The following is a 26065-nucleotide window of genomic DNA, read 5'->3' as shown; positions in this document are numbered from 1 at the left end:
CGTGCAGCGCCCCGCGCAACGCCCTCCGCGCCGCCGAGCGAGCGAAGGCAAACGCCGCACGAGGCCGCGACCGGCTGCCTCAATCCAGCGCCTCGATGCGGATCATCCGCGGTTCGTCCTTCAGATGGCCGTCCTTGGAGACGAGTTCGAGCGCCTTGCGCACGGCCGCCTCGGTCGTCTCGTGTGTGACGAGGATGACCGGCGCCGTGCCGGCATCGTCGCCATTGCCGCGCTTTCGCTGGACGATCGATTCCAGCGAGATCTGGTTCTCGGCCATGCGCCGGGCGATCGACGCGAATGCCCCGACCCGGTCGTAGACCGACAGGCGAATGTAGTAGCCGCCTTCATGCGCGCGCATCCGCGCCCGCTTGTAGGGAGCGAGCCGCGCCGGCGGCAGGCCGAGCGTCGGCGGCAGCACGCCGCCGGCAACGTCCATGATGTCGGACAGGACCGCAGATGCGGTGGCTTCTCCCCCGGCCCCGGGACCGGCGAGGAGGATCGAGCCGAGGAGATCGCTGTCGACGGCGACCGCATTGGTGACGCCGTCGACCTGAGCGAGCGCCGAGCTTGCCGGGATCATGGCGGGATGGACGCGCTGCTCGATGCCTGTGTCGGTCTTCAGCGCGACCGCCAAAAGCTTGATCCGATAGCCAAGTTCGGCCGCGGCTTCGATATCTTCGTTGGAGACGGCCGAAATGCCCTCGATGAAGATGCTGGACAGGTCGATCTCGCAGCCGAAGGCGAGCGCCGTCAGGATCGCCAGCTTGTGTGCCGCGTCGAAGCCGCCGATGTCGAAGGTCGGGTCGGCTTCGGCATAGCCGAGGCGCTGGGCGTCGGCGAGACAGGCGTCGAAGGCGATGCCCTCCTTCTCCATGCGCGTCAGCATGTAATTGCAGGTGCCGTTGAGAATGCCGTAGACGCGCGAAACGTCGTTGCCCGACAGCGCTTCGCGCATGGTCTTGATGATCGGGATGCCGCCGGCGACAGCGGCCTCGAACAGGATCTCGGTGTCCTTCTTCGCCGCCATCTTGGCGAGCGCCACGCCGTGATGGGCAAGCAGCGCCTTGTTGGCGGTGACGACGGGAATGCCGCGCTTCAGCGCCGCCTCGACGGCCTCGCGGGCCGACCCCTCCGCTCCGCCGATCAGCTCGACAAAGACGTCGATCTCGGCGCTGCGCGCAAGCTCCACCGGATCGTCGAACCATTCAGCGCCGGACAGATCGAAGCCGCGGCTGCGCGAACGATCGCGCGCACAGACCGCGGTGATCGCGATCGGCCGGCCGACGCGCATCGCCAGCGTGTCGGCCTTCATCTCGATCAGTCGGCCGAGGCTTGCCCCCACGGTTCCGAGCCCGGCAACGCCGAGCCGCAATTGACTGTCCATGGCACTTCCATCGTCTCGGACATGAAATCCGGGAGCGGCCCTTACGACCGCGCCCTTAGAGAGACGACCTTCTGCCCGTCTTCGGCGTCGCTGGCAAGGAAGCGGCGGATGTTGCGGGCGGCCTGGCGGATTCGATGCTCGTTCTCGACGAGGGCGATGCGGACATGGTCGTCGCCATGCTCGCCAAAGCCGATGCCGGGCGCCACCGCGACGTCGGCCTCGCCGATCAGGAGCTTGGAGAATTCCAGCGAGCCGAGATGGCGGTACTGCGGCGGGATCGGCGCCCAGGCAAACATGGTCGAGGACGGCGGCGGCACGTGCCAGCCGGCCCGCGCGAAGGTTTCCACGAGGACGTCGCGGCGGCGGCGATAGATCGCCCGCACCTCCTCCACCGCCTCGTCGCCGGCGTTCAGCGCTGCGGTCGCCGCGACCTGGATCGGCGTGAAGGCGCCGTAGTCGAGATAGGACTTCACCCGGGCGAGCGCGGCCAGCAGCCGCTCGTTGCCGACGGCGAAACCGATCCGCCAGCCGGGCATGGAGAAGGTCTTCGACATCGAGGTGAACTCGACGGCGATGTCCATCGCCCCCTCGACCTGAAGGATCGACGGCGGCGGCGCGCCGTCGAAATAGATCTCGGCATAGGCGAGATCCGACAGGAGGATGATCTCGTGGCGCCGGGCGAAGGCGACCATCTCGCGGTAGAAGTCGAGATCCGCCTCGTAGGCGGTAGGGTTCGACGGGTAATTGAGGATGATGGCGATCGGCTTGGGAATCGAGTGCCGCACCGCTCGATCGATCGCCGCCATGAAGTCGGCGTCGGGCTTGGCGGGAATGGCGCGGATCGTTCCGCCGGCCATCAGGAAGCCGAAGGCGTGGATCGGATAGGTCGGGTTCGGGCAGAGCACGACGTCGCCGGGCGCCGTGATGGCCTGCGCCATATTGGCGAAGCCTTCCTTGGAGCCGAGCGTCGCGACGATTTGGGTGTTCGGATCGAGCTTCACCCCGAAGCGGCGCGCGTAGTAACCTGCCTGGGCACGGCGAAGCCCGGCGATCCCCTTGGAGGCGGAATAGCGGTGCGTGCGCGGGTCGCGGATGACCTCGCACATCTTGTCGACCACGAATTTCGGCGTCGGCAGATCCGGATTGCCCATGCCGAGATCGATGATGTCGGCGCCCCCCGCCCGGGCACTGGCCTTGAGGCGGTTGACCTCCTCGAAGACGTAGGGCGGCAGTCTGCGAACCTTGTGGAACTCTTCCATCGTCTCTTCTGTCCCGCCGGCGCGAATGCCGGACAAATGGGGGGATCGAACCGTATTCGTCTTCCGTTCGGGCCGGGCGAAGGCTACTGCCCGGCTTCGATCTGGCGGAGCACCTCTTCGGGGCTCGTCACCGGCGCCTTCTTCTTCGCCGGCTCGGCGGGCTTCGGCCGGGCGGCGAGCGCCTTGTCGAGTTCGGCGGCCTGGTCCTTGCGCACGTTCTGGAGGCGCCGGATCTCTGCATCATAACTCGACGAGTTCATGCCGGCCGTCGACTGGCCGAGATTTGCTGCGGCGGCCGACAGGCGCGCCTGCTCGGCCTTCACCTCGTCGTCCCTCAGCTGCGTCGTCGCTGCCCGAGGCGTCGCGCCGAGCAGGGGATAGCCGTTCTCGTCGAGCCGCTGGCCGGAGCCGCCGGGTGGCGTCGGCGCGGCCTGCAGCAGCGCCAGCGACGGATCCTCCGAATCCGGAAAGATCGACTGGCAGGCGCCGACCGGCAGCAGGACGGCGACGAATGCGAGCGATCGGATCAGCTTGGGCGCGAACATGCCGAAGGGCCTTTTTGAATGAGCGCCGTGTGTCATATCCTACACCTGCGGCATTTACAAAAGCGATTACGTCCGCTTCTGGTCGGATTCGCGGCGTGTCGCCAACGAAGACTGCATGGATCGAGTGGTAAAGCCGAAACCGGCGCCCGCCAAGCGGTCGAAAATGGGAGGATCGAGCATGGCCGCCGAGGAAGGACGGAGCGCTCCCGGTGGAGCGAAGACGGGGCAGCCGGGCGAGGAGTTCGTCGTCAAGGACCCGGAGGCCTTCACCCTCAACATGGCGAGGATGCTCGAGCAGATCGGCAAGGCCGCCGCGGCCTGGGTCGCTCCGCGCGAGAAGGGCGAGCCGGTCGATTCCAGCCCGATCCCGATGGCCGAACTGGTCCAGACGCTGTCGCGCGTGTCGGAATACTGGCTGACCGACCCCGCCCGTGCGATGGAGGCGCAGACCAGCCTCTTCGCCGGCTACCTGACCGTCTGGAACAACTCGATCCGACGGCTGGCGGGAGACAATCCCCCCTCCCCGATCGAGCCCGCCAAGGGCGACAGGCGCTTTGCCGACGAAGGCTGGAACTCGAATCTCTTCTTCGACTTCATCAAGCAGACCTATCTCCTGACCTCACAATGGGCCGACGACCTCGTCACCCGCACCGAGGGGCTCGACGAGCACACGCGCCACAAGGCGGCCTTCTACGTCAAGCAGCTGTCGAACGCCGTCGCGCCGTCCAACTTCGTGCTGACCAACCCCGAACTCTACCGGGAGACGATCGCCTCCAATGGCGAGAACCTCGTGCGCGGAATGAAGATGTTCGCCGAGGACATGGCCGCCGGCGGCGGAAACCTGCGACTGCGGCAGGCCGACTATTCCAAATACGAGGTCGGCCGCGACATGGCCGTCAGCCCCGGCAAGGTGATCGCCGAGAACGACGTCTGCCAGATCATCCAGTACGCGCCGCAGACCGAGACCGTGTTCAAGCGGCCGCTGATGATCGTGCCGCCCTGGATCAACAAGTTCTACATCCTCGACCTCAATCCGGAGAAGTCCCTGATCGGCTGGCTCGTCGCGCAGGGCCACACCGTCTTCGTCGTCTCCTGGGTGAACCCGACGGAGAAGCAGGCCGCCAAGGACTGGAAGGACTATATCGAGGAGGGCATCGTCTTCGGCCTCGACACGGTCGAGACGGCGACGGGCGAGCGGGAGGTCAACGCCGTCGGCTACTGCGTCGGCGGTACGCTGCTCGGCGCCTCGCTCGCCTATCTGAAGCAGCGCGGCGACGAGCGCATCAGTTCGACGACCTTCCTGACCACCCAGATCGACTTCACCCATGCCGGCGATCTGAAGGTCTTCGTGGACGAGGCCCAACTCAAGTCGCTCGAGGAATCGATGGAGGCCAGAGGCTATCTCGACGGCTCGCAGATGGCGACGGCCTTCAACCTTCTGCGGTCCGGCGATCTGATCTGGCCCTATTTCGTCAACAACTATCTGAAGGGCAAGGAGCCGCTGCCCTTCGACCTTCTCTACTGGAACGCCGATTCCACGCGGATGCCGAAGGCGAACCACCTCTTCTACCTGCGCAACTGCTATCTCGAAAACCGGCTGTCGTGCGGCCGGATGGAGATCGGCGGCGTCAAGCTCGACCTCTCCAAGGTGACGATCCCGATCTACAACCTCGCAACCAAGGAAGATCACATCGCGCCAGCCCGCAGCGTGTTCACCGGCTGCCGGGCCTTCGGCTCGAACGTGACCTACGTCCTCACCGGCTCCGGCCATATCGCCGGCGTCGTCAATCCACCGGGCAAGAAGAAGTACCAGTTCTGGACCGGCCCCGCGCCGAAGGAAGTCGCCAGCTTCGAGGACTGGCTTCTGGCCGCCAAGGAGACGGCGGGCTCCTGGTGGCCGCACTGGCAGGAGTGGATCGCGCCACTCTCGGGCGAACAGGTGGAGGCACGGCAGCCCGGCGGCGGAAAGCTGAAGCCGATCGAGGATGCGCCGGGCCGCTATGTGAAGGCCAAGTCCTAGGGGGCCCTGTTCGGCTATCCGATCCGGACGGAACCCGGACGTGGATGGTCTGCAGGCGGGACTTGATCGACCGCTCGGCGGCGGCGCGGACCGGACGCTGCGACGTTTGCAAGATCGGAACGACCGCCGACTGCCGCCGTGGGCCTGGCTCGCGCGATCGCGCAGCGACAACCGGTCGATATTCTGAGCGCCGGGCCGTAGCGCCCGCACAGTTTCTGCGCTGCACCAGGACTATTCCGCAGCACGGCAAGTCTCTGCGACATAGTGCTTCGGATGGGCAGCGCTCGACTTGTCACAGGATTGCCATAGTTGGTTGCAGGCACGGGACCCCAAAGGCCTCGTTCGCGGTGAACCGCAATCCGGGAGGTCACGATGAGCGTCGGAGTCTGGATCAGCCTCACGCTCTACTTCGTGCTGATGCTCGCCATCGGCTTCTACGCCTGGCGGAAGTCGACCGCGAGTTCGGAAGAGTACATGCTGGGCGGCCGGCAGCTGCCGCCGGCAGTGGCTGCCTTGTCGGCCGGAGCGTCCGACATGAGCGGCTGGCTGCTGCTCGGCCTTCCCGGCGCGCTCTACGCCTCGGGCCTGGTCGAGGCCTGGATCGGGATCGGCCTGTTCGTTGGCGCCCTCGCCAACTGGATCATCGTTGCGCCCCGGCTGCGCGAGCAGACCCAGCGCTACGACAACAGCCTGACCATCCCGGAATTCCTTGCGAGGCGCTTTCCGACCAAGGCGATCGCGCTCAGGACGATCTCGGCGGTGATCATCGTCGTCTTCTTCTCGGTCTATACCGCGTCCGGCCTTGTGGCGGGCGGCAAGCTCTTCGACAGCGCCTTCGGCGACCTCGTCAACCTGTCCGCGATGAGCGACTATTCCGTCGGCATCTGGCTGACCCTCGGCATCGTCCTCACCTACACCGTCGTCGGCGGATTTCTCGCCGTGAGCCTCACCGATTTCGTCCAGGGCTGCATCATGATGGTGGCCCTCGTCCTGATGCCGATCGTGGTGCTCTTCGCCGGCGAGGGCGGCGGCTTCGATCAGGCAGCCGAGACGCTCGGCTCCGTCGACCCGAATTTTCTATCGCTGACCAACGGCCTGACGATCGTCGGCTTCTTCTCAGCCGTCACCTGGGGCCTCGGCTATTTCGGCCAGCCGCACATCATCGTCCGCTTCATGGCGGTGCGTAGCGTCCGCGAGGTGCCGCGGGCCCGCAACATCGGCATGACCTGGATGGCGATCTCGCTCATCGGGGCGATCGGCGTCGGCATCTTCGGCCGGGCCTATGCGACGCGCAACGGCCTTACGGTCGAGGATCCCGAGACGATCTTCATCATCCTGGCCGATCTCCTGTTCCACCCGCTGATCACCGGCTTTCTGCTCGCGGCACTGCTCGCGGCGATCATGAGCACGATCTCCAGCCAGCTGCTGGTCGCCTCCTCGTCGCTGACCGAGGATTTCTACCGGCTCTTCCTGCGCAAGGAGGCGGGCGAGCGGGAAATGGTCAATGTCGGCCGGGTCTGCGTCGTTCTGGTGGCGATCGCTGCCGCGATCATCGCCGGAGATCCGGACTCCAAGGTGCTTGGCCTCGTCGCCAATGCCTGGGCGGGTTTCGGCGCCGCCTTCGGTCCGCTGATCATCCTGGCGCTCACCTGGGACCGGATGACCGGCGCCGGCGCCGTGGCTGGGCTCGTGACGGGGGCAGTCACGGTCATCGTCTGGATCGCGATCGGCTGGAGCGACAGCTTCCTCGGCGGCCCGGGCGTCTACGAGATCATCCCGGGCTTCCTGGCAGCCTGGCTGGTGATCGTGGCCGTCAGCCTGTCGACGGAATCCTCGGGCGAGTTTCGCCCCCTCCCCGAAAGGGACGCCAGCCCGGCAGAGTGACAGCAGACCAGAAGCCGGCCGCGGGAGGCGGACCTGCGGCTGACGACTGGTCGTGCAGCACGGCTTTCGCGCCCCGGTCCCGGATCGTCCCTTCACGCCCGGCCGTACCTCTCTAGCTTGCCGGGCGAGGAAAAAAACACGGATCAGGGGGCACGCCTTTGGCAGCCGACCGAACGCTGGCCGAGACCGGCTCGACCTGCTGGCGCCGGGAAACCGCGGATCGTCTGGCCGTCATCGTCGACGCCGCAGACTTCTTCCGGGCCGCAAAGGACGCCATGTTGAAGGCGCGCCATTCGATCCTTCTGATCGGCTGGGACTTCGACGCGCGCATCGAACTCGAACCAGAGAACCAGACTCTCGAGGGCCCGAACAGCGTCGGCGAGTTTCTTTCCTGGCTCGGAAAACGTCGGAGCGAACTCGAACTGCGAGTTCTCAAGTGGGACACCGGCATGCTGCGCTCCTTCGGGCGCGGCGAGACCCCCTTCTACATGCTACGCTGGAAGGTGGCGGGACCCGTCGAGATGCGGCTCGACGGGGCACATCCGGCGATGGCGGCCCATCACATGAAGCTCCTGATCATCGACGAGACACTGGCGTTCTGCGGTGGGATCGACATGACCATGGGGCGCTGGGACACGCGCGACCATGAAGAGGGCCGCCCCGGCCGGCATACGCCGCATGGCACCCCGCTCGGCCCCTGGCACGATGCGACGAGCTGCATGAGCGGCCCGGCGGCGAAGGGCCTGGCGCGGCTCGCGCGCGAACGCTGGGCGCTGGCGACCGGCGAGGACCTTGGCCCCTATGCGGGCGAGGCGGATATTTGGCCGGACGGGCTCACCATCGATTTCGAGGACGTTCCGGTCGCCATATCCCGCACGCTGCCCGCCTTCGGCGACGTCGAGCAGACCGACGAGATCCAGAAGGCTACGCTGGCGATCATCGCGGCGGCGCGCAAGACGCTCTATGTCGAGAGCCAGTATTTCGCCTCGCGCGACATCGCCCGGGCGATTGCGGAGCGGCTGAAGGAGCCGCACGGACCGGAGATCGTTGTCGTCAATCCGGATACGGCGGATGGCTGGCTGGAGGCCGAGGCGATGGATTCGGCCCGGATCCGGATGATGAAGCTGGTGCACGAGGCCGACGCACACGACCGTTTCCGCATCGTCTATCCGGTGAATGCGGCCGGCTCGCCGATCTACGTCCACGCCAAGATCATGATCGCCGACGATGCGGTGCTGAAGATCGGCTCGGCCAACCTGAACAATCGCTCGATGGGCTTCGACACCGAATGCGACGTCATGATCGAGGCCGAGGGCCGAGAAGACGTCGAGAAGGGCATCAGGCGGATCCGCAACGGGCTCCTCGGTGAGCATCTCGGCCTGGCGGCCGAGACGGTCGAGGCAAGGCTTGCCGAAAACGGCGGCTCGATCGTCGGGCTTCTCGATGGCTGCGGCAAGGAAGGCCGGCGTCTTGAGCCGCTGCCGATGCGCGAGCTGACCGAAGCCGAAGAGATGTTCGCCGAATCCGATATCGCGGACCCGGAGCGGCCAAAACCGTTCCTCGAGGAGTTCCTCGACTCCTTCGCGTGAGACCAGCGCCACACTTGCCCGCGGATCGCCAAAAGCGGCGACGATTGCCCAAAACAAAAGGCCCGGCCGGATAAGCCGGCCGGGCCATTCTATCCCCATGCCCTGCCGATGCGCCTAGCGGCAGACCTTCGTGGTCTTCACCACCTTACGGCCGTGCTGGCGCGTCACCACCTTCTTCGTGAAGCAGTCGTGCGCGCGGGCCATGTGGCGGCGCTCGCGATGCGTCACCGGCCGCCGATGATGGTCCCTGACGTGATCGGGGTGATGGTCGCCGATCACGACGGTGACGCCGGCCGCCTGGGCCGACGCCCCGAAGGAGAGCGAAGCCGTCAGGGCGAGAGCGGAGGCGAGGAGCAGTCTGCGCATATCTCATAACCTTCTGAGATTTCAGTGCGCTTGTAACAGATCGACGATCATAAGGGTTCCGAACAATCGCCGCCATACGGCGGAAGCTGCTCGCGATGATGAAGAATTTATGAAAATCTTCGAGGTTGCCGGTTCCTGCGCCCGCCAGCGTTGCACCGGCGAAGGCGCCGGTGCTCAGTCGCTCGCCTGGTCCTCGATCTCCACCTGCACCGAAATCTTTCCGAGGCTGCCGAAGTCGAGATCGAGATCGACCGCGTCGCCGTTCTGCAGCGGCTGTTTCAGGCCGGTGAGGACGATGTGCTCGCGCCACGGGGCGAGCGCCACAGGCCTGCCGGGCGGCAGGGCGATGGCGTCGAGGCGCTTGTTCGCCCCGTCCACGGCGCTGCGTAACTCGGTGGCCGTCGCGGCGGGCGAGGATGCCCCTTTCAGTGCGGCGGGCTCCGGCGCCGTGTTGAAGATCGGGCCGTAGACGATCGCGTCCTCTCCCTTCGCCGCAGGCTTCGCCCAGACATGGCCGATCCGAAGGCTGCCGAGCTTATAGCTGTGGGCGGACGCCGCGACCGGCGAAATGGCGGCAGCAAGCCCGAGCGCCGCCGCGGCCGCGAAGCGGACGAACCGACCGGAGATGGAGGTCTGAGCGAGGGTCATGCGGACACCTTTGCGCGATTGCGGGACTTGCGGGCGGGCGGGTCAGCCGCGCGGCGCGTCATTGGCATAGGCGGCCTTGCCGAGATCCTTCTTCAGCTCGGCATCCTTCTGTGCCGAGCCGGTGCCGAGATCGCGCGCAGCCGCGATCTGCTCCGGCGTGGGGTTCTCCTGCTCGAAGAAGGTGTAGGACAGGGTCACGCTTTCCAGGGACGCCGTCGTCGGATCCTTCGCCATCTGATCATCGACGAACAGGACCAGCGGCATCTTGGCGCTCTCGCCCGGCTTCAGCTTCTCGTCGGTGAAGCAGAAGCACTCGATCTTGAAGAAATACGGCGCCGCCTGGTAAGGGGTCACGTTGAACAGGGCATGCGCGACGATCGTATGCTCGGAATTGTTCTTGGCGTAATAGTATGTCTTGGTCGGTTCACCGTAATGGGTGACGATCTCCGGCTTTTCCGGGCGAAACTCCCAGTCGAGTCCGGGCGCGACATTGGCGTCGAAGCGCACGGTCACGGTCTTCTTCGAAGCCTCTTTCGGCGCCGTCGCCGCATTGGCGCGCTGGACGGTGCCGTTGTAGCCGGTCGCCGCGCAGAACAGCTGGTAGAGCGTCGGCGCGTAGGAAACGAGCGTGATCATGACGGCGAGGACGCAGCTCAGCGCGCCGACCACGACCGCGTTTCTTCCCAAACGAAACTTCATCGATCCTCCGCAATCTTCGGGCTCAGGCGCCCGGCCCGGCCGAGCGGCCAGCAGTCCGGCGCAGCGCCGGCAATGCAGCGCTCCCGGGGACGCGATTGTCGCTTCCGGCCGGCGCCGACGCCGACGCCCTGTGTCTGCCGCCGCAGGACACGGCCGCGCGGCCATGCCGGGCCGTTAGATTCTTCGAGCCCTCGAGAATCAAGTGGTCGTTTCGTCCTCCCCGCACCCGCCTCGAAGGCGGGGCCGCCGCCCCTCCCCGGCTCCCGCCGCCGTTCCCGACCGCCTGCGACGGCGTCGCCCCCCCGCGCATTGGGGCGTGCAATTTGGTACAAAACCCACTATCTGAAACGGAAATTCCCGCGAGCCGCCGTCCGAGCGGGCCGCATTCCGCCGGGCTTGCCGTGCGGACGCGGCTGACGCGACGTTTCCGGCGCCTATGCGGCGTGACCAGGCGCTCGGATCCACACGAGAGGACGAGCGCGTGACAGAACCCGGAGAGCAAGCAATCTTGAGCGCCACCGTGACCACAGAGGCGACGACGGCCGCGGCCTCGAGCGAGACGGAGACTCAGGCGCCGCGTGCGCCCGCGCAGGCGAACGGCTTCACCACCCGCCGCACCTTCGCGATCATCTCGCATCCGGACGCCGGCAAGACGACGCTGACCGAGAAACTGCTGCTCGCCGGCGGCGCCATCGAGATGGCCGGCGCCGTCCGCTCCAAGGGCGACGGCCGACGGGCGAAATCCGACTGGATGGACATCGAGAGGAGCCGCGGCATCTCCGTGACCTCCTCGGTGATGACCTTCGAGAAGGAGGGCATCACCTTCAACCTCCTCGACACGCCCGGCCACAGCGACTTCTCCGAAGACACCTACCGCACGCTGACGGCCGTCGATTCGGCGATCATGGTGATTGACGCGGCCAAGGGCATCGAGAGCCAGACCCGCAAGCTGTTCGAGATCTGTCGCCTGCGCGATATTCCGATCGTCACCTTCGTCAACAAGGTCGACCGCGAGGGCCGCGACCCGTTCGAGCTTCTCGACGCGATCGAGGAGATGCTCGCATTGTCGGTCGCGCCGATGGTGTGGCCGGTCGGCCAGGGCGGGACGTTCAAGGGCTGCTACGACCTGTCGAACGACGACTTCCTCTTCACCAGCGGTGCCAACCGCCAAGCGGGGGTCAAGCGCTATCGGGGGATGGACGATCCCGAATTCGAGGCATCGCTGCCCGCCGACGTCTATGCGACCTTCCGCGATACGGCCGAGCTCGCCCGCGACGGCTATTCCGCCTTCGACGCGGATGCCTATCGGCAGGGCCATCTGACACCGGTCGTCTTCGGCAGCGCGCTGCAGAACTTCGCCGTCGACCGGCTGATGGACATCATCGCCGCTCATGCGCCCTCGCCGCGGCCGCAGCCTTCCGACAATGGGCCGATCGACCCTGCGGGCAACAAGGTCTCGGGCTTCGTCTTCAAGGTGCAGGCGAACATGGACCCCAAGCATCGCGACCGCGTCGCCTTCGTGCGGTTCTGCTCGGGCCACTTCAAGCGCGGCATGAAGCTCGATCATGTGCGCTCGGGCAAGGCGATCGCGGTCTCCAACCCGATCTACTTCTTCGCCCAGGAACGGGCGCTGACCGAGGAGGCCTTCGCCGGCGACGTCATCGGAATCCCGAACCACGGCACGCTGCGCGTCGGCGACACGCTGACGGAGGGCGAGAGCTTCCGCTTCACAGGCCTGCCGGCCTTCGCGCCGGAAGTCCTGCGCCGGGCGAGGCTCGACGACACGATGAAGGTCAAGCAGATGCGCCGGGCGCTCGAGGACCTCGCGGAAGAGGGCCTGGTGCAGGTATTCCGGCCGACCATCGGCTCGGACTGGATCGTCGGCGTCGTCGGCCCGCTGCAGCTCGACGTCCTCGCCTCGCGCATCTCCGGCGAATACAAGGCGGACGTCACCTTCGAGCCGGTGCAGTACAATGTCGCGCGCTGGATCCGCTGCGAGAGCGAGGCCAAGCTCGCAGCCTTCATCAAGGACCACACGATGAACGTCGCGCGCGACCGCGACGGGCGGCCTGTCTTCCTCGCCCGCGACGACTGGGAGCTGCGCTACGAATCGGAGCGCAACAAGGACATCGTGTTTGACGCGACCCGCGAGATCGTCGGGCAGTAGCGGACCTGTATTTCGCGGATCGGCCGAGGGAGCCGGGGGAATGCCGGCTGGGACCCTATTTCTCAGGCCGGCGCGGCGCCTGCCGCCTCGGCAGGAAAGCGGATCGCAATCCGCAGGCCGCTCTCGGCGAAATGGCGTTCGATCGTCCCGCCGAGTTCGCTGCCGATGCTCATGTTAATGAGGCGCGTACCGAAGCCGCGGCGCTGCGGTTCCGCAACGGGGGCCGCGCCGCCGGTCTCGGTCCAGTCGATCGCCACGGTCTCGCCGACCAGCCGCCAGGTAACCGAGAGCGATCCGTTCTGAGAGGCGAGCGCCCCGTATTTGAGCGCATTGGTCGCAAGCTCGTGGAAGGTGAGGCCGAGTGCCTGTGTCGCCGCCTCGCCGAGTTCGACCTCTGGGCCGGCGATGTTGCAGTTCTCCAGCCCCTCTCCCAGGACCTGGCTCAGTTCGCGGGTCAGCAGTTCGTCCATCTTTGCCCTGCCCCATCTTGAGCGGGTCAGCACTTCCTGCGCCGCCGCCATGGCGTTGAGGCGCGAAGCATAGCGTTCCATGAAATCGTCGAGCCCGCTCGCGCCCCGCGCCGTCTGCCGGGCGATCGCGATCACCCGCGCGATCGAGTTCTTGATGCGGTGGTTCATCTCTCCCAGCATCAGGTCCTTCTGCGCAAGATTGCGCACCCCCTCGGCATTGAGGGCGGCCACCGCCTCGGCGCGGCGCGACTGGACTAGCGTCAGCAGCGCCAGGACCAGCGCCAGCATCACGACAGCCGCGGCAAGGAGCGCAGCCGGATAGCCGGAGCCGATCCGTCGAAACTCCGGGGTGGGGTGCATCCTCAAGAGCCATTTGCGTCCGGCGACCGTCAGTTCGCGGGTCGCGCCGAGCCGTTCGCCCCACTGCGGGTCCGCCGCTTCGGGGGAAGCGTAGATCCGCGCCTCCGGCGTCGCCACCGCGCCGTCGAATACCTCCACATGCACCGGCAGATGCGCCTTATGCCCGAAAGCCGCCTGGAACAGGTCGCCGACGCGGAACGGCGCATAGACGAAGCCCCTCGTCGCCGCCGCTTCCCCGACAGTCTGCAAGGGATTGGCGAACAGGGGCAGATAAATCAGGAAGCCCTGCTGCCGGTTCTCGTCGATCTCCTGGACGAGGCGGACCGGGCCCGTCGCCTGCGCCCCGCCGGTTCGCGCCGCCGCGATCATCGCGGTGCGCCGTGTCTCGGCGGAAAACATGTCGAAGCCGACCGCCGCGCGATTGCGCGCGTCCTGCGGCTCGATCAGCACGATGGGCGTGCGGATCGCCTGATCGGTGGCCTGCGGCCGGATGGGAAAGCCCTGGCCGTAGTTCCTGGCGATGGCATCCACCGCTGGCCCCTCGGCATCGGCCGGCACGGTCATGGCGAAGCCGACGCCCTGGATGCCGTCATAGCGGCCGGCAAGGTCGAGATGGTCGACGAAGTCGGCGAACTGCACGCGGCTCACGTCCCGTTCTTCGACGGCGAGGAAGGCCTGGGTCGCGAAGAGCAGAGACAGATGGAGCTGCAGTCGCGCCTCCACCCTCGCCAGAGCGTCGTCGGCCTCCTGCGCGAAGCGGAGCCGGTCGGCATCCTCGCTCGACATCCAGACCTGCGCCGCAAGCGCCAGGCCGATCGCCGTGGCGATGGCAAACACCGCTATCGAAATGACCCGCTTTCTCAAGGCGCCCCCACGGCGGCCGGCACCCCGTGAAACCGGCTCGCAAATTTTCCTAACAGCCGAAAAAGCCGTTGTCTTGCGTAGGGTTGCGTCGAAAGAGGTCAGGCCATGAACTGGCCGCCATTCACCTCGATTACCTGCCCGGTGATGTATCCGGACAACAGGGCGCTGGCGAGGAACAGATAGGCCGGCGCACAATCCTCGGCAGTACCGAGCCGCTTCATCGGGATCGAAGCCGCTGTCGCATCGAGCTTCTCCTTGGTGGAGTAGCGGCGGTGGAAATCAGTCATGATCGTTCCGGGCGAGACCGCGTTGACGCGGATGCCGTCGGGCGCGAGTTCCCGCGCCAGGGCCCGCGTCCAGGTCGAGACGAAGGCCTTTGAGGCGGAATAGAGCGAGGAGCCGGGGCTGCCGCCGATGCGGGCGGAGATCGAGGAGGTATTGACGATCGCGGGCTCGCGCCCGGTCTTCAGGGCCGGCAGGAGCCCGCTCGTGAGAGCGACGACCTGGCGGATGTTGAGGTCGAGGACGGCGTCGTACTGCGCCGCATCGATCGCCTCGGCAGCGACGCGTCCGCCCATCGTCCCGGCATTGTTGACGAGGACGTCGATCAGCCCGCCGGAGGCCGCCAGCACCGCCTCGGCAAGCCGCTCGCCGCCGCCCGGATCGGAAAGGTCCTCGACGAGGAGGGTCAGCCGCTCGCGCTCGGCCGCAGCCATCCCGGCGAGAAGATCCTTCTCGGCATGTTCGAGCGATCGCCCGGCATGGGCGACGACCCGGCCTCCGCAGGCGAGGAATGCGCGGGCCACCGCCGCGCCGATTCCTCGGCCCGCCCCGGTGACGACGATCCTCCTGCCCGCGAAGAGCTCTCGATCGAATCCCTGCATGGCTGCTTCCTCCTTCGACCGATCATGCGATCGGGCTATCCTCATGTCGACCCGTCCGGCCTCCCTCGCGGGACGGCTGGACGAAGACGTCGAAAAGGCCGCCCCCCGCGACGACGAGCCAGGCGAGGATCATCGCCGAGCCGCCGGTCGGCGCGGCACCGGAAAAGAGACCGGAGCCGGTGACGGCGAGAACGGCGAGGTCGCCGGAGAACAACAGGACGCCGACGATCATCAGCACGATTGCGGCGCCGCTCGTCCGGGGCACAGCCGGAGCGCGCAGAGACAGGGCGAGAAGCGCCGGCGCATGGAACAGCGCCATTGCGGCGGCGATCGCCACGAGCCGGATATCGCCGCCATGCGCCGCGATGGCAGCACCGGCAACGCCGCCGGCGCCGAACAGGCCGGCAAACAGGCGGGCCAGCGCCGCCGCAAGCGAGCGGACCGTTCCGCTGCCGCGCGGGCTCACGTCCGCCCCTCGGCCGAGCCGGCCTCCTCGGGCGACGGCGTCCCGGAGCTGCGCTCGTCGACCGGCAGCGGGGGCATCTCGTCGAGCACCGACCCGGACCAGAGCCGGTAGCCGACCGCATAGGCGGCCTTGGCCAGGAGATGCGCCGAGATCGGCGCCGTCAGCAGGAAGAAGAAGACCGCCGCGATGGCCCGCAGCGTCTCACCCGTCGCATTGGAGGTGAGAGCCAGCGCGATCAGCATCATGCCCGAGCCGACGGAACCGGCTTTCGAGGCAGCGTGCATGCGGGTGTAGAGGTCCGGCAGGCGGATGATGCCGAGAGCCGCGACCGCAGCGAAGATCGAGCCCGCGATCATCAGGAGGCCGGCCAGGATGATGGCGATGTCGGAGATCATGACCGGCCCGCCTCCCCTTGCGCGCCACGATTGGGATTCTCGAATGGCAGCGTCTCGGCGTCCGGCTCGTCCTCGGTCTTGCCGCGGGCGAGGATGAAGCGCGCGAAGGCGACCGTCGCCAGGAAGCCGACGAGGCCGAGCGCGATGGCGACATCCACATAGAGGGTGAAGCCGGTGTCGATACCGATGACGGCGATGAATCCGATGGCGACGGAGGTCAGCATGTCCAGGCCGAGCACCCGGTCCGGCAGCGTCGGCCCGAGGATGATGCGGATCGTGGTCAGGATGAAGGCGAGCGCCAGGAGGCCGAGCGAGATCGCGAGCGAGATGTCGAGGAAGGAGACCGCGAATTCGTGCAGGCTCATCGGAACGCCTCCAGGATCTTGCGCTCGAAGCCGCCGGCGATGTCCGCGCGCGCCGCTTCCGGATCGGAACAGTCGATGGCGTGGACGTAAAGCGTCGACCGGTCCTCGGAGACGTCGACGGAAAGCGTTCCCGGCGTGAGCGTGATCATGTTCGCAAGCAGCGTGATCTCGAAATCGCGGTCGACCTTGAGCCGGTATGCGAAGATGCCGGGCTTGAGGTCGGGCCGCGGGGACAGGACGAGCACGAGCACGCGCCAGGCCGACAGGATCAGCTCCTTAAAGAAGAAGAGCGCGAGGACGGCGATCCGATACCCCCGGCTGATATAGCCGACCGTGCCCACCTGCTCGCGGATCAGGTAGAGCGCGAAGCCGCCGAGGACGAAACCGAAGATGAGGTTGACGAGGCTGAAGGAGCCGGTGACCGTGACCCAGACGAGCGCCAGGACGAGGTTGATCAGGTAGAGCGTCACGACCCGCCTCCGAACACCGAGGAGAAGTAGGCGGTGGGATCGAGCACGCCCGCGGCGGCGCCGTCCGTCAGCCGCGCCAGCCATTCCGGCCAGACGCCTGCGGCCACGACGAAGGCGACGAGCGCCAGGAGCGGGATCAACGACAGCGGCTTATCGGGCCCGGCCGCCTGGAACATCTCGCCGGCGACGCGCTTCGCCTCCGCCTCGTCGCCCGCGGCCTGCGCCGCCGGCAGCGGCCGCCAGAAGGCGAGCGCGAAGAGCCGCGCCGAGGCGACCGTGATGAGGAAGCCGGAGAACAGGACGGCCGCTGCGAGCCACGGCATGTCCGCCGCGATCGAAGCCCTGACCAGCGCGACCTTCGGCCAGAAGCCGGAGAACGGCGGCAGGCCCGAGACGGAGAATAGGAAGACCAGCATGATAGCGGCCAGCATCGGATGGCGCCGCCACAGCCCGCCCATCTCGGCGAGCGAGGAGGAGCCGTTGAGATAGGCGGCGACCCCGGCGGCGAGATACAGGCCGGTCATGACAACAATGGAATGGAGCGCGTAGTAGATCGCGCCGGACAGCCCGGTCTGCAGAACCTGGGAGGCCTTGTCCGCCGAAGCGGCGACACCCGCTGCCGCGTCGGTCGCGGCCGTCAGGAGCGCCGGCATCGAGGCGGCGACCGGCGGCAGCGCGATGCCGGCGAGGATCGTGCCGATGCCGGCGATGACGATGTAGTTGAGAAGCCGCCGAAGGTCGGTCTGGGCGAGAGCGCCGAACCCGCCGACCAGCATGGTGAGGCCGGCGATCCAGGCGATCAGCGGCGCCATCGCCGCCCGTTCGGGCGGAAACAGCATCATCAGGATGCGGATCATCGCATAGATGCCGACCTTGGTCAGCAGACCCGCGAACAGCGCCGACACGACAAAGCGCGGCGTGTGATAGGAGGCCGGCAGCCAGTAGTTCAGCGGGAAAGCCGCGGCCTTCATCGCAAAGGAGACGAGGTAGAGGACCGCGAGCGTGGTGATCACCCCGTCGCTCTTCATCGTCGCGGCCTTCTGGGCGATGTCGGCCATGTTGAGCGTGCCGAAGATGCCATAGAGATAGCCGGTGGCGATCAGGAAGAGCGTGGTGCCGACGAGGTTGAGGAAGCAGTACTTGGTCGCGCCGTCGAGCTGTTCGTGCTCCGAGCCGAGGATCAGGAGGCCGAAGGAGCCGATCAGCAGCACCTCGAACCAGACGTAGAGGTTGAAGACGTCGCCGGTCAGGAACGCGCCGGAGACACCCCCGATCATCAGGAACAGGAAGGGATAGAAGCCGTAGCGGCGCTCGCCCTTGCTGATCGCGGCGGCCGCGTAGATGCCGCAGCAGAGCGCTACGAAGCCGGCGACGGTGGCGAACAACGCCCCCATCAGATCGACGGTGAAGGCGATGCCGAAGGGCGCCTTCCAGCCGCCCATCATCATCGTCTGCGGGCCTTCGGCGGCGACCTTCAGGAGCAACGCCACGTCGACCACGAAGAGCAGGACGAGGCCCGGAATGGCGAAGTAGGGCTGCCAGTCCGTCCGCTTGCGCAGCATCAGGAGGCCCGCGCCGAACAGGAAGCAGACGGCGACCGGCAGGACGACAAGATAGTCGCTCGCGTTGAGCCCGGCGGAGGCCATCGCTTCCGCCTTCAGCCCGGCAACGTGGGAACTCTCGACAGCCATCGGGGATCAGTACCCCAGGGGCGGCAGCCCCTGGTCCTCGGGTTCTGCGATACGCATCTGGTCGGTGTCGTCCGTGCCGAGGTCCTGGTAGGCGCGATATGCCAGCACCAGAAGAAAGGCGAAGAAGGAGAAGGAGATGACGATCGCGGTCAGGATGAGCGCCTGCGGCAGGGGGTTGGCGACCGCCTGCGTGACCGTCTCCTGTCCCTCCTCGATGAGCGGCGGAGCGATCGGACCGATCCGGCCGGCGGTGAAGATGAGAAGGTTGACGGCATTGCTGAGCAGGACGATGCCGAGCAGCATGCGGATGATGTGTTTCGACAGGAGGAGGTAGAGCGACACCGCGAATAGCGCGGCGACGACGAAACTGAGCGCGGCCTCCATCAGTCGCTGTCCCGCTCTTCGAGCGCGAGCGCGATCGAGGAGATCGATCCGACGACGACGAGATAGACGCCGATATCGAAGAACATCGGCGTCGACAGGGCGATGTCGCCGCCCAGGATCTCCGGGAACGACCAAAGCCCGGTCATGAACTGCGTGCCGTACGGGATCGACAGGCAGCCGGCGAGCACGGCCAGCATCAGGCCGGCGCCGGCGATCGCCATCGGATGGAAGTACAGCGCGCGGCGAACCGGATCGACGCCGCAGGCGATGCCGTAGATTGCGAAGGCGGATGCCGCGATCAGCCCGCCGATGAAGCCCCCGCCCGGCTCGTTGTGGCCGCGCAGGAGCACGAAGATAGAGAACAGCACCATCAGACTTGTCAGATACGGCGCCGTGAAGCGGAAGATGATGGTCCTCATGGCGTCGTCTCCGTCGGATCCGGCTGGGCGGCGCCCCTGCGGCCGACCCGGATGCGGATCAGGGCGAGAATGGCGAGGCCGGTCGTCATCACCACGGCGATCTCGCCCATCGTATCAACCCCGCGGAAGTCGACGATGATGACGTTGACGATGTTGTGGCCGTGGGCGATCGCATAGCTGTAGCGCTCGAAGAAGTCGGAGAGGAACGGGTCGAACGGCCGCTGGACGACCGAGAGGAGGAAGAGGCCGAACCCAGCCCCGCCCGCCACTGCGAGCGCGGCGTCCGGCAGAACCTCGCGGAACGGCCTGTGGTCGGCTGGCGACAGCTTCAGCCGGGTCATGACGAGGGCGAGGATCACGACCGACAGCGTCTCGACCATGAACTGCGTGAAGGAGAGATCCGGCGCGCCGAGCAGCATGAAGATCAGCGCCACGGCAAAGCCCTGGATGCCGAGCGACACGATCGCCGTCAGCCGGTTCTTGGCGACGACCACCGCCAGGATGCCGACCAGGATCAGGCCGAGCACCAGCCATTCGTAGAAGCGCAACTCGGGCATTTTCGGCATGGCCGGCAATCCGCCGAGCCAGATCATCGGCACGAGCAGCGCGGCGACGATCGCGCCGACAGTGACGGTCATGTAGTAGTCGAGCCGGCCGGACTGCAGCGTCGACGTCAGCTTGAAGGAGAAGCGGACCAGCCCGCGCATCGCCTGGTCGAAGCCCTTATCCGGACCCCAGCCGATGCCGCGAAGGGTCGCCGCGATCGCCCCGCGCAGAGGCTCGGAGACGAGATAGAGCCCGATGCCGGCGAGGATCGTCAGGCAGGACAGCGCGAAGGCGAGGTTGAGATGCGGCACGAAGCCGATCTCGATCGCCACCGCCTCGCCGATCGCGGACGAAGCCATCGGGGAGGACAGGAAGTGGTGGTAGGTCTCGTAGAAGAGGCCGCCGAGCAGCGAGACGAGGCCGAGGACGAGCGGTCCGAGCCAGATCGTCAGCGCCCCCTCGTGGGGATGGTGGATGGTCTCCGGCAGCCGGCCGAGGAACGGCTTCAGCGCGACGATGAAGGCTGCGGCGAACATCAGGGCATTGCCGACGACCGCGGCGGCAAGGATCGCCACATGATAGGCGTCGCCCTCCTCCAGCGCGTGATACATCGTCTCCTTGGAGAGGAAGCCGACGAAAGGCGTGACGCCGCCCATCGACAGCGCGCAGAGGAGCGCGGCGGCGAAGGTGATCGGCATCGCCCGCTTCAGCCCGCCGAGGCCGGAGAGTTCGCGCGTGCCGGCGCCGTGGTCGACCGAGCCCGCCACCATGAACAGGCCGCCCTTGAAGAAGGAATGGGCGATCAGATAGAGGACCGCGCCCTCCAGCGCCTCCGGCGTTCCGACCCCGATGAGCATGACCAGAAGGCCGAGCGACGCGACGGTCGTATAGGCGAGCGTGATCTTGATGTCCGTCGCGCGGATCGAAAGCAGCGCGCCGACGACCAGCGTGACGGCGCCGAAGGACGGCAGGATCGTCGTCCACAGATCGGTGTCGCCGAGGGCCGGCTGGAAGCGCAGGAGGAGATAGATCCCCGCCTTCACCATGGTCGCCGAATGCAGATAGGCGGACACGGGCGTCGGCGCCTCCATCGCATTGGGCAGCCAGACGTGGAACGGCATCTGCGCCGACTTGGTGAATGCGCCGGCGAGCACCATCAGGAGGATCGGGACGTAATACGGGCTGTTGCGGACGAGATCGCTCGCCGCCAGCATGTCGCTCGCCGAGGTCAGGCCGGTGAGCTCGCGGATCGCGATCAGTCCGCCGAGGAGCACGAGGCCGCCGCCCCCGGTCACCACCAGCGCCTGGACCGCGCCGCGCCGCGCCGCCTCCCTCTCGTGATCGAAGCCGATCAGGAGGAAGGAGGTGATCGACGTCAGTTCCCAATAGACGAACAGGGTGATCAGGTCGTCGGCGAGGACGAGGCCGAGCATCGAGCCCATGAACATCAGGATGAAGGACAGGAATCGGCCCTGGTCCCGATGCCCGGCGAGATAGCCGCCGGAATAAAGGACGATCAGCGTTCCGATGCCGGTGATCAGCAGGGCGAAGGTCGAGGACAGGCCGTCCAGCCGGACCGAGAACCGCACCCCGAAGGAGGGAATCCAGTCGAAACCGAAGAGGAACACCTTGCCCTCGGCGACGGCGGGGAGAGCGGACAGGACGATGCCGAAGGCGGCGGCCGGCGCAAGCGCCAGCACCCAGGCGGCGTGGCGGCCGAATAGCCTTGTGAGGGTCGGGGCCAGGGCCGCAGCGATGAACGGCAGGGCGAGCGCCAGATATCCCGCCGTCGGTTCGAGGCCCCTCATTCGCCGTCAGCACTCCCTGCCCGATTGATCCCGCGCGACCCGTGCCGGCTGACAGGGGCCGCCCTCTAATAGGAAGGCCGCCGCCCGCGGGCAAGGTGGCCGCCGGGGCGAATGTCGGCGGGAATGCGCGTGGCTTGCGGCTCCGGCAGCGGATTCCCACTTGAGGTTCTGCCGACGCGCGGCTCCCGGTTTCGCGAAATTCACCGCCCGTCTTCACCTTTTCGTAAGGGCGAGACTTGATAGGCGCTCACGCAACCTCCCGCGAACCCGAATGCGGGGGTATTTTGCGCCAAAGCCGATCCTCGCTAGAATGTCGCTGGAGCCGGGTTTCGTCCGCCTCTCGATCGTTCCCGACAAACCCCGGAAAGTTTGGCTCGATGACACAGCCCGCGAAGCCCGTCGCACCTGCAAAACCCCCGGTCGCCGAGCGGCGTCCGGTTCGCGACGTGCGCCACGGACGCGAACGCGCCGACGATTATGCCTGGCTGCGGGCCGACAATTGGCAGGAGGTGTTCAAGGATACCGCCGTCCTCGATCCGGCTATCCGCGCGCATCTGATGGCCGAGAATGCCTATCAACAGGCCGTGATGACGGGGACGGAAACGCTGCGCGAGCGCCTGATCGCGGAGATGCGGGGGCGAATCAAGGAAGACGATTCGTCGGTGCCGGCGCCGGACGGCGATTGGGCCTACGGAATTTCCTATGAGACAGGCGCGGAATATCCGCGCTTCATCCGCCGCCCGCGCGGCGGCGGCGCCGAGACCCTCCTCCTCGACGGCCAGAAGGAGGCCGCCGATCGCGCCTATTTCTCGCTCGGCGGCGTGTCGCATTCCTCCGACCATCGCTGGCTTGCCTGGTCGCATGACGACAAGGGCTCGGAATTCTACGCCGTCTCGATCCGCGACACCGAGACGGGCGAGGATCTCTCCTACCGGATCGAGGATACCAGCGGCTCTGCGGTCTGGACCGCGCGGTCCAACGGCTTTTTCTACACCCGGCTCGACTTCAACCACCGGCCGAGCCGCGTCTTCTTCCACAAGCTCGGCACCGATCCGCTCGACGACGCGCTGATCTACGAGGAGACCGATGCCGGCTTCTTCATGTCGGTCGGCGAAACGCAGTCCGGCGAATTCGTCGTCATCGACATCCACGACCACGAGACCGCCGAGTGCTGGCTGATCCCTTCGGCCAATCCGGCGGCCGAACCGCGGCTCCTCGCCGAACGCGAGACCGGGGTCGAATACGACGTCGACGAGGCGAACGGCACCCTCTACATCCGCACCAATGCCGACGGAGCGCGGGACTACAAGGTCGTCACCGCGGCCGTCGATTCGGCGCGCCGCGCGGACTGGGTCGACTACGTCCCGCATGAGGAGGGACGGCTGATCCTCAACCACATGGTGCTGAAGCGGCACCTGATCTGGCTGGAGCGGCGCGACGGCCTGCCGCGGATCGTCGTCAAGCGTCTCTCGGACGGCGAGGAACATGCCATCGCCTTCGACGAGGAGGCCTATTCGCTCGGCCTTGCGGGCACCTATGAATTCGACACCGACGTCATCCGCTTCACCTATTCCTCGCTGACGACACCGTCGCAGACCTTCGACTACGATGTCGAAACGCGGGAGCGCACGCTCCTGAAGACGCAGGAAGTGCCGTCCGGCCACGACCCGAAGGACTATGTGACGCGCCGGATCTTCGCCCCCGCCAAGGACGGCGAACTGGTTCCGATCTCGCTGCTCTATCACAAGGATACGCCGCTCGACGGCTCGGCGCCGTGCCTTCTCTACGGCTACGGCTCCTACGGGATCACCATCCCCGCCTCCTTCAACACCAACTCGCTCTCGCTGGTGGATCGCGGCTTCGTCTATGCGATCGCGCATATCCGCGGCGGCAAGGACAAGGGCTTCGCCTGGTACGACGCCGGGCGCCGGCGCAACAAGGCGAACACCTTTACCGACTTCATCGCCTGCGCGGACCATCTCGTCGCCGAGAAGTTCACGTCATACGAGAAGATCGTCGCCGAGGGAGGCTCGGCCGGCGGCATGCTGATGGGCGCCGTCGCCAACATGGCGCCGGAAAAGTTCGGCGGCATCGTTGCGGTCGTCCCCTTCGTCGACGTGCTCAACACGATGCTCGACGATACGCTGCCGCTGACACCGCCGGAATGGCCCGAATGGGGCAATCCGGTCATGTCCGGCGAGGACTACGAGGTGATCTCCTCCTATTCGCCCTACGACAACGTCAAGGCCCAGGCCTATCCGCCGATCCTGGTGCTCGCCGGCCTCACCGACCCGCGCGTCACCTATTGGGAGCCGGCGAAATGGGTGGCGCGCCTGCGCGAGATGAAGACCGACGACAATCCGGTGCTCTTGAGGACCAACATGGAGTCCGGCCATGCCGGCGCCTCCGGCCGGTTCTCCAAGCTCGAGGAGATCGCCTATGTCTACGCCTTCGCGCTGCGGCTGATGGGGAAAGCAGAGTAGGTCGACGACGTCGGCCTGCTTCGACGCCCGCCTACCGACCGGTTGGCCGTCCTCGCCATGCTCCGTTAACCTTCCTGCGTATTGCTCTCGCCAGAAACGGTCACTTCGCCAAACTTTCGACGCAGACGTTGCCGCATTGCAGCGTGCAGGGGTCGGTGCGCCCGGCCCGTCTTGCAAGCGGAGTTAGGGACGCCGCGATGAGCTACGATACCGACCACCGGACCGGCGGAACGCCATCCGCAGCAGGCGGCCTGTCGCGCCGCCGCTTTCTCGCCGCCGCCGCCGCGCTCGGCCTCTTGCCGCCGACGCGCCGGGCGATGGCCGAACCGGACCTTCTGCATTTCCGCGAGCCCAAGCCCTTCTCCTTCGAGATGCTGGCCGACCGGGCCCGGCGGATGGCCATGGAGGCCTATCTGCCGGAGACGCCCCGCGACCCGAAAGTGCTCGACGAGATCGACTACACCGCGCACTGGAAGATCAAATATCGCGAGGACGCGACGCTGAAGCTCGCCGGGGGCGAGGCGCCGGTCCGGCTCTTCCATCTCGGCCGCTACTTCCAGTTCCCGGTCGGCATCCATGTCGTCGACGGCGAGACGGCACGCCAGCTGATCTACGATCCGGATCTCTTCGAGATGCCGGCCGACAGCCCGGCCCGCAAGCTGCCGCGCGACATCGGCTTTGCCGGCATGCGGGTGATGGCGCGGGACGAGAAGAGCGACTGGCTGGCCTTCCTTGGCGCGGCCTATTTCCGCTCATCCGGCGAGCTCGACCAGTACGGCCTGTCGGCGCGGGCGGTGGCGATCGACGTCGCCATGCCGACGCCGGAGGAATTTCCCCGCTTCACCGACTATTATATCGGACCATCGCAAACGCCCGGCCGCGACCTGACGATCACCTGCCTGATGAATTCGCGGCGCATGACCGGCGCCTTCCGCATGGATATCGTCAAGGACGGGCCGGTGGTGATGGACGTCGATGCGCGCTTCTACGCTCGCGACAAGATCGCCCGGGTGGGCCTCGCCCCGCTCACCTCGATGTACTGGTATTCCGAGACCGACCGGCCACGGCGCGTCGACTGGCGGCCGGAGGTGCACGACAGCGACGGCCTGGCGATGTGGACCGGCGCCGGCGAACGGATCTGGCGCCCGCTGAACAATCCCGCTTCGGTGATGACGTCGAGCTTCTCGGATTCGGACCCGAAGGGCTTCGGCCTCATGCAGCGCGACCGCGCCTTCTCCGACTATCAGGACGATGGGGTCTTCTACGACAAGCGCCCCAGCGTCTGGGTGGAGCCGAAAGAAGGATGGGGCCGCGGCGAGATCCAGCTCGTAGAGATCCCCACCGACGACGAGATCCACGACAATATCGTCGCCTACTGGGTCTCGAACCGGCCGGTCGAGAAGGGCCAGGAGATCGCCCTGTCCTATCGCCTGACCTGGTCGAAGGACCAGCCGAACCCGCCAGCCGCCGGCACGGTCACGGCGACGCGGATCGGCCAGGGCGGCGTGCCCGGCCAGCCGCGGCCGGAAGGCGTCTTCAAGATCGCGGTCGATTTCGACGGCGGCCTCGTCGCCGGTCTGCCGCGCGAGGCCAAGGGGGTCGAAGCGGTGGTCACCGCCTCGCGCGGGACGCTGTCGAAGGTCGACTGCTATTCGGTGAAGGTCGGCACCGCCTGGCGGATGACGTTCGACATCGCGCCGGACGGGCATGATCCAGTCGACCTGCGCGCCTTTCTCAGGCAGGGCGATACCCCGCTGACCGAGACATGGCTCTATCAGTTTCTCCCGAGGTCGGAGGAAGCCGTCAACCGGTCCTGACCAACGCCCTGCGCAACGGCCGGTCCGCAAGACGGCCGGCCACCGGGCGTCGGACGCGTTCGGCCCGGTGCCCGGCGAAGTC

General features: G+C 66.8%; 22 protein-coding genes. 6 read left to right on the top strand and 16 right to left on the bottom strand.

Annotated features, from left to right (window positions below):
* Positions 1-79 precede the first annotated feature (79 nt).
* The 3 genes from LH400_RS10510 to LH400_RS10500 all read right to left on the bottom strand — a co-directional run bounded on the left by LH400_RS10510 (position 80) and on the right by LH400_RS10500 (position 3188).
* Positions 80-1384, bottom strand: coding sequence for a homoserine dehydrogenase (locus LH400_RS10510; protein ID WP_229152624.1), 1305 nt, complete (start codon positions 1382-1384; stop codon positions 80-82).
* A 41-nt stretch (positions 1385-1425) separates the two neighbouring features.
* Positions 1426-2643: an LL-diaminopimelate aminotransferase gene (locus tag LH400_RS10505; protein WP_229152623.1), complete on the bottom strand. Its 1218-nt coding sequence runs from the start codon at positions 2641-2643 to the stop codon at positions 1426-1428.
* Between the two features lie 83 nt (positions 2644-2726).
* Entirely contained in the window at positions 2727-3188 is a 462-nt protein-coding gene (locus LH400_RS10500; RefSeq protein WP_229152622.1) for a hypothetical protein, read from the bottom strand.
* 178 nt (positions 3189-3366) lie between these two features.
* Between LH400_RS10500 and phaC the strand changes: the two genes are divergently transcribed.
* The 3 genes from phaC to LH400_RS10485 all read left to right on the top strand — a co-directional run bounded on the left by phaC (position 3367) and on the right by LH400_RS10485 (position 8681).
* Positions 3367-5208: a class I poly(R)-hydroxyalkanoic acid synthase gene (gene phaC / locus LH400_RS10495; RefSeq protein ID WP_229152621.1), complete on the top strand. Its 1842-nt coding sequence runs from the start codon at positions 3367-3369 to the stop codon at positions 5206-5208.
* A 372-nt stretch (positions 5209-5580) separates the two neighbouring features.
* Positions 5581-7092, top strand: coding sequence for a sodium/proline symporter PutP (gene putP / locus LH400_RS10490; protein ID WP_229152620.1), 1512 nt, complete (start codon positions 5581-5583; stop codon positions 7090-7092).
* 158 nt (positions 7093-7250) lie between these two features.
* The gene (locus tag LH400_RS10485; RefSeq protein WP_229152619.1) at positions 7251-8681 is read left to right on the top strand and encodes a phospholipase D-like domain-containing protein; all 1431 of its coding nucleotides are present in this window, start codon (positions 7251-7253) and stop codon (positions 8679-8681) included.
* Positions 8682-8795: 114 nt separating this feature from the next.
* On the opposite strand, the gene LH400_RS10480 is transcribed toward LH400_RS10485, so the two are convergent.
* The 3 genes from LH400_RS10480 to LH400_RS10470 form a co-directional block, all read right to left on the bottom strand.
* On the bottom strand, positions 8796-9047 hold the full coding sequence (locus tag LH400_RS10480; protein ID WP_229152618.1) for a hypothetical protein: 252 nt from the start codon (positions 9045-9047) through the stop codon (positions 8796-8798).
* A gap of 174 nt (positions 9048-9221) precedes the next feature.
* Positions 9222-9695 carry a copper chaperone PCu(A)C gene (locus LH400_RS10475; protein ID WP_229152617.1) on the bottom strand — a complete coding sequence of 158 codons (474 nt, stop codon included), beginning with the start codon at positions 9693-9695 and terminating at the stop codon, positions 9222-9224.
* Positions 9696-9737: 42 nt separating this feature from the next.
* The gene (locus LH400_RS10470; RefSeq protein WP_229152616.1) at positions 9738-10394 is read right to left on the bottom strand and encodes a cytochrome c oxidase assembly protein; all 657 of its coding nucleotides are present in this window, start codon (positions 10392-10394) and stop codon (positions 9738-9740) included.
* 436 nt (positions 10395-10830) lie between these two features.
* Here LH400_RS10470 and LH400_RS10465 point away from each other — a divergent pair, with 436 nt between their 5' ends.
* Entirely contained in the window at positions 10831-12561 is a 1731-nt protein-coding gene (locus tag LH400_RS10465) for a peptide chain release factor 3 (protein ID WP_370638369.1), read from the top strand.
* A gap of 62 nt (positions 12562-12623) precedes the next feature.
* On the opposite strand, the gene LH400_RS10460 is transcribed toward LH400_RS10465, so the two are convergent.
* From LH400_RS10460 to LH400_RS10415, 10 genes are all read right to left on the bottom strand, one after another.
* On the bottom strand, positions 12624-14228 hold the full coding sequence (locus LH400_RS10460; RefSeq protein WP_229152615.1) for a CHASE domain-containing protein: 1605 nt from the start codon (positions 14226-14228) through the stop codon (positions 12624-12626).
* 125 nt (positions 14229-14353) lie between these two features.
* The gene (locus tag LH400_RS10455) at positions 14354-15139 is read right to left on the bottom strand and encodes an SDR family NAD(P)-dependent oxidoreductase (RefSeq protein ID WP_229152614.1); all 786 of its coding nucleotides are present in this window, start codon (positions 15137-15139) and stop codon (positions 14354-14356) included.
* A gap of 22 nt (positions 15140-15161) precedes the next feature.
* Entirely contained in the window at positions 15162-15605 is a 444-nt protein-coding gene (locus LH400_RS10450; protein WP_229152613.1) for a DUF423 domain-containing protein, read from the bottom strand.
* Positions 15602-16000 (bottom strand): monovalent cation/H(+) antiporter subunit G, encoded by a 399-nt coding sequence (gene mnhG / locus LH400_RS10445; protein WP_229152612.1) that lies wholly within the window; start codon positions 15998-16000, stop codon positions 15602-15604. The genes LH400_RS10450 and mnhG overlap by 4 nt, the downstream gene beginning before the upstream one ends.
* Positions 15997-16365, bottom strand: a complete 369-nt coding sequence (locus LH400_RS10440; protein ID WP_229152611.1) for a cation:proton antiporter — start codon at positions 16363-16365, stop codon at positions 15997-15999. The genes mnhG and LH400_RS10440 overlap by 4 nt, the downstream gene beginning before the upstream one ends.
* Positions 16362-16835, bottom strand: a complete 474-nt coding sequence (locus tag LH400_RS10435) for a Na+/H+ antiporter subunit E (RefSeq protein ID WP_229152610.1) — start codon at positions 16833-16835, stop codon at positions 16362-16364. The genes LH400_RS10440 and LH400_RS10435 overlap by 4 nt, the downstream gene beginning before the upstream one ends.
* Positions 16832-18526, bottom strand: coding sequence for a proton-conducting transporter transmembrane domain-containing protein (locus tag LH400_RS10430; protein WP_229152609.1), 1695 nt, complete (start codon positions 18524-18526; stop codon positions 16832-16834). Before LH400_RS10430 ends, LH400_RS10435 begins: the two co-directional genes overlap by 4 nt.
* 6 nt (positions 18527-18532) lie before the next feature.
* Positions 18533-18910: a Na+/H+ antiporter subunit C gene (locus LH400_RS10425; RefSeq protein ID WP_229152608.1), complete on the bottom strand. Its 378-nt coding sequence runs from the start codon at positions 18908-18910 to the stop codon at positions 18533-18535.
* Complete coding sequence (locus LH400_RS10420; protein ID WP_229152607.1) at positions 18910-19329, bottom strand: Na+/H+ antiporter subunit B; 420 nt, start codon at positions 19327-19329, stop codon at positions 18910-18912. The genes LH400_RS10425 and LH400_RS10420 overlap by 1 nt, the downstream gene beginning before the upstream one ends.
* The gene (locus LH400_RS10415) at positions 19326-21683 is read right to left on the bottom strand and encodes a putative monovalent cation/H+ antiporter subunit A (protein WP_229152606.1); all 2358 of its coding nucleotides are present in this window, start codon (positions 21681-21683) and stop codon (positions 19326-19328) included. The genes LH400_RS10420 and LH400_RS10415 overlap by 4 nt, the downstream gene beginning before the upstream one ends.
* A 377-nt stretch (positions 21684-22060) precedes the next feature.
* Between LH400_RS10415 and LH400_RS10410 the strand changes: the two genes are divergently transcribed.
* Positions 22061-24166, top strand: coding sequence for a S9 family peptidase (locus LH400_RS10410; protein ID WP_229152605.1), 2106 nt, complete (start codon positions 22061-22063; stop codon positions 24164-24166).
* Between the two features lie 197 nt (positions 24167-24363).
* Positions 24364-25983, top strand: coding sequence for an OpgD/OpgG family glucan biosynthesis protein (locus tag LH400_RS10405; protein ID WP_229152604.1), 1620 nt, complete (start codon positions 24364-24366; stop codon positions 25981-25983).
* The last annotated feature ends 82 nt before the right edge of the window (positions 25984-26065 follow it).

Origin of the sequence: Jiella soli, assembly GCF_020615385.1 — a bacterium.
Classification (GTDB): Bacteria; Pseudomonadota; Alphaproteobacteria; order Rhizobiales; family Rhizobiaceae; genus VKMB-3413.
This window is presented reverse-complemented; position numbering and strand designations above follow the sequence as displayed.

Coding starts and splice junctions, on each gene's coding strand:
- LH400_RS10510 (WP_229152624.1), bottom strand. CDS start 1,384: ATGGACAGTCAATTGCGGCTCGGCGTTGCCGGGCTCGGAACCGTGGGG.
- LH400_RS10505 (WP_229152623.1), bottom strand. CDS start 2,643: ATGGAAGAGTTCCACAAGGTTCGCAGACTGCCGCCCTACGTCTTCGAG.
- LH400_RS10500 (WP_229152622.1), bottom strand. CDS start 3,188: ATGTTCGCGCCCAAGCTGATCCGATCGCTCGCATTCGTCGCCGTCCTG.
- phaC (WP_229152621.1), top strand. CDS start 3,367: ATGGCCGCCGAGGAAGGACGGAGCGCTCCCGGTGGAGCGAAGACGGGG.
- putP (WP_229152620.1), top strand. CDS start 5,581: ATGAGCGTCGGAGTCTGGATCAGCCTCACGCTCTACTTCGTGCTGATG.
- LH400_RS10480 (WP_229152618.1), bottom strand. CDS start 9,047: ATGCGCAGACTGCTCCTCGCCTCCGCTCTCGCCCTGACGGCTTCGCTC.
- LH400_RS10475 (WP_229152617.1), bottom strand. CDS start 9,695: ATGACCCTCGCTCAGACCTCCATCTCCGGTCGGTTCGTCCGCTTCGCG.
- LH400_RS10470 (WP_229152616.1), bottom strand. CDS start 10,394: ATGAAGTTTCGTTTGGGAAGAAACGCGGTCGTGGTCGGCGCGCTGAGC.
- LH400_RS10465 (WP_370638369.1), top strand. CDS start 10,831: ATGCGGCGTGACCAGGCGCTCGGATCCACACGAGAGGACGAGCGCGTG.
- LH400_RS10455 (WP_229152614.1), bottom strand. CDS start 15,139: ATGCAGGGATTCGATCGAGAGCTCTTCGCGGGCAGGAGGATCGTCGTC.
- mnhG (WP_229152612.1), bottom strand. CDS start 16,000: ATGATCTCCGACATCGCCATCATCCTGGCCGGCCTCCTGATGATCGCG.
- LH400_RS10440 (WP_229152611.1), bottom strand. CDS start 16,365: ATGAGCCTGCACGAATTCGCGGTCTCCTTCCTCGACATCTCGCTCGCG.
- LH400_RS10430 (WP_229152609.1), bottom strand. CDS start 18,526: ATGGCTGTCGAGAGTTCCCACGTTGCCGGGCTGAAGGCGGAAGCGATG.
- LH400_RS10425 (WP_229152608.1), bottom strand. CDS start 18,910: ATGGAGGCCGCGCTCAGTTTCGTCGTCGCCGCGCTATTCGCGGTGTCG.
- LH400_RS10420 (WP_229152607.1), bottom strand. CDS start 19,329: ATGAGGACCATCATCTTCCGCTTCACGGCGCCGTATCTGACAAGTCTG.
- LH400_RS10415 (WP_229152606.1), bottom strand. CDS start 21,683: ATGAGGGGCCTCGAACCGACGGCGGGATATCTGGCGCTCGCCCTGCCG.
- LH400_RS10410 (WP_229152605.1), top strand. CDS start 22,061: ATGACACAGCCCGCGAAGCCCGTCGCACCTGCAAAACCCCCGGTCGCC.
- LH400_RS10405 (WP_229152604.1), top strand. CDS start 24,364: ATGAGCTACGATACCGACCACCGGACCGGCGGAACGCCATCCGCAGCA.